The sequence below is a fragment of the Cysteiniphilum sp. JM-1 genome (assembly GCF_008711525.1).
Taxonomy (GTDB): Bacteria; Pseudomonadota; Gammaproteobacteria; order Francisellales; family Francisellaceae; genus Caedibacter.
Genome location: NZ_VXKS01000049.1, coordinates 1 through 3,340, shown reverse-complemented (window position 1 = coordinate 3,340; position 3,340 = coordinate 1). Strand labels below are relative to the sequence as shown.

At 38.1% G+C, this 3,340-nt stretch carries 2 protein-coding genes; one reads left to right on the top strand and one right to left on the bottom strand.

Annotation, left to right across the window (positions count from 1 at the left end):
- Nucleotides 1-156: 156 nt before the first annotated feature.
- Nucleotides 157-1,191, bottom strand: coding sequence for a sigma-70 family RNA polymerase sigma factor (locus F3D68_RS11065; protein ID WP_224728297.1), 1,035 nt, complete (start codon nt 1,189-1,191; stop codon nt 157-159).
- A gap of 544 nt (nt 1,192-1,735) precedes the next feature.
- Between F3D68_RS11065 and F3D68_RS11060 the strand changes: the two genes are divergently transcribed.
- The gene (locus tag F3D68_RS11060) at nt 1,736-3,214 is read left to right on the top strand and encodes an ATP-binding protein (RefSeq protein ID WP_151194490.1); all 1,479 of its coding nucleotides are present in this window, start codon (nt 1,736-1,738) and stop codon (nt 3,212-3,214) included.
- Nucleotides 3,215-3,340 lie beyond the last annotated feature (126 nt).

Below are 3,340 nucleotides of genomic sequence, written 5' to 3'. Positions count from 1 at the left end.
ATAAGTGATATGAACAAAATGCTTCCTTTGCATCATGTGCTCAAGAAGTTAGGCTCAGTTTATTCTTTATCAGTGCTTGCTAGAAATGACAAAATTTTATCAAAGCTATAATATTGATTTATACACTCAGTGTAGAGGGGTTTGTAATAAGTGTGCTTATTGTTTAGAGAATAGGTTGGCATCAATATTGTTAGCCGCAGCAATTATTTTTAAGCGGCGTAATGCATCAACCTGAATTTGACGTACGCGCTCACGCGTCAGCCCAATTTGTGTACCGGTTTCTTCAAGTGTTTGAATGTCATAGCCGCGCAGACCAAAGCGCATTGATAGCACTGCGCGTTGATTGTCACTTAACTCATCAAGCCATTGATCAATAAATTGAGCGGCTTTTTGATGTAAATGGATATCTTCCGGATCACTGGTTTGCTCATCGGCAATTGTCTCAAGCATGCTGCGATTGGAATCATCATAGGCGTCATCCAGCGAGTCCATTGGTACGGTTGAGGTGAGAATTTTGCGGATATCTTCAACAGGGCGGTCAATAAACTCAGCAATTTCCTCAGGGGATGGCTCATGATCAAGAAGCTTAGTTAGCTCCGTTGCCGCACGCAAATAAACATTGAGTTCTTTTAATATATGGACAGGAACGCGAATTGTGCGTTGATGATTTAATAGTGCGCGTTCAATATTTTGACGTATCCACCAAGTAGCATAGGTTGAGAAGCGCCAACCCAGTTCAGGGTCGAATTTCTCAACAGCGCGAATCAAGCCAAGATTACCTTCAGCAATCAAATCAAGAAAGCTTAAGCTATTACCACGTGGCTTGTAACGTTTGGCAATTTTCACAACAAGACGTAAGTTGCTCTCAATCATGATGTTTTTTGCTTTTAAGTCGCCTTGTTGTACCTTTTGAGCGTAGTAGAATTCCTCGTCTTTTGTTAATAATGGTCTAAAGCCAATATCTACAAGATACATGCGCGTGGCGTCATTATCTACGTGCGAAAAATCATGGGCATCAACTTCTGTGTTGTTAAATGCATTGTCATCGTCATCATCATTAGAGTTATCAAGTGCATAATCATTATCATTGATATCGTCATCATCACTGTTTTCGATGTGATTGTTTTTGAGCGTGTTAACGATATTGTCTGGTTTGTTGTCAAACTTATCTTGTTTAGCTGGTTGTAACACGTCTATCTCCTTATTACCCTATTTATAGAATGGTTAGAACTACTGTTATCAAAAGGGCAATATACTATGCATTGACTTCTTGTGGTTTCTTTGCATAATAGCCCGTTCTATGACCTCTTTAACATTATCGCAACAACGCTTCATATGCGAAAGAGCAGAATGATGAATCTGCTGTAGGCTATATGATTATGTGTTATCAGATATTTTTATGTCCCTGTCGGTGATTATCGTACCCTTAATATAAATAAGATGGCAAGCCTGATAGTCAATCTCTGTAAAAGTATTTATTTTTACCAATTAAAAACCTCGCCCAGTTATGCTGGATTATCCTTAATAAGTCCGATATGATTGGCAATCACTTACATGCTAGGATAATGTCTTATTAAGTATCTAAGCAATGGTTTATTGGTAATAATGGATATTCGGGTCAAGCCCGAATATGACAACTCACTGTCATTCTCGGACTTGATCCGAGAATCCAAAAAATACCTGATAATATCTGCATGGCTACTTATGCCTAGTTACTTTGAATGTTTTGAGTATTATGGAACGCGCGAATTACTTTACTTTTCTTAATAACAGGTTATCGATTCAAAAGTTTTTAAGTATCTGTTTAATATTGCTGATTAGCTGCTCAATTTTTATTTTAGGTGTCTTTAACTATTATCAGATGCGTCAACAAAACGAAGATTTATTTAAAATGCAAATGGTTAACAGTGCCAATGCGATTGATGCCTTATTGTCTGCCGCGATTACTGATAGTTCAAAACGTCAGTTAAGTGATTTGCTGGAATCTAACTCTTTAACAACGCTTGAAAATATCGCAGGGAACTTAAAGCCCAAAATTGCACAATTTGATAATGTGTATAAAGATTCATTTGCTTTTCAGGTTTATGATCGCCGCAGTGGTAATTTGATTTTGCATTCAACAGGATCACCGGATGTGTCTACTTTTCAAAAGACGGAACTTGACAGCTTTCAAACGGTTAAGCTAAAAACGTCACAAGGATCGCAATTATGGAATATGTTTAGCATTAATAGTCGCTATCAACCGTATCGCATTGTGGTGTTGGTAAGCTCTGATTTTAAGCATCAAATGTTTTTGAATTTGTTTCGCAGCGCTTTATGGGATTTAATCACGCTATATATATTTCTATTGCTATCTATATTTATTGTGGTGCAACTGGCTTTGCGACCTTTATCTGATATTCGCCGTGCAATTGCAGTCAAAGATCCACGTAAGCTTGAACCAATTGCTGTTAAAACAGCGCCGCCTGAAGTGATTCCGCTATTAAATCAATTAAATATTCTATTTCAAAAATTTAGTAAGGTGTTAGAGCGTGAGAAGCGCTTTGCTGGAGATGCAGCGCATGAATTAAAAACGCCATTGGCCGCATTGAAAACGCAAGCTGAGGTTGCGCTTAACTTGGATGACATGGTTGAGATTAAAAAGCGTATTGCCAATATTATCAGTGGTGCCGATCGCTATTTTTATATTATTGACCAACTACTGACGTTAAGTCGCTTAGAGCCGCAGCAGGATTTGCCTGATAAAAAAAATGTGAATTTAAATAGTATTGCTGAGAATCAACTTGCGGAATTGGCGTTATTGGCGCTGCAAAAAAATATTGAGCTAGAGTTCTTGCCAAGTAAGTCAGCAGCGATTGTTTATGCCAGTGAAACATTAATAAATATTTTGTTTAGGAATCTTATTGATAATGCCATTCGTTATACCCCCGATGGTGGTAAAGTTGTCTTATATAGTTATGTGGCAAAATCAGAAGTCTTATTCGAAGTGGTTGATAACGGCATTGGGATTGCTGAAGATAAGCAAAAGCGAATTTTTGATCGATTTTATCGTGAAGCAGGGACGGGGCAAGCCGGTAGTGGTCTTGGGCTTTCAATTGTGAAGGAAATTGTCAGGTTGCATGATGGGCAGATAGCCGCGCGCACCTCGGATGGAGGGCAAGGTTTAACGATTGTGCTACAGTTTCCCATAAGTAAAACAATGGCGAGTAATTAAAAACTCATGGCTCTATTTGTGTTGTGAGGAGATTATAAATCATACTTATTGAACCGTTGGTTTTTTACAAAGGACGTTTTCTAACAACGAGAAAATTAATGCTTTTCCTCGCTTCTTTGCATTATG

Bases quoted from the DNA above. Each gene is read 5' to 3' on its own strand.
- F3D68_RS11060 (WP_151194490.1), top strand. From the start codon at position 1,736: ATGGAACGCGCGAATTACTTTACTTTTCTTAATAACAGGTTATCGATT.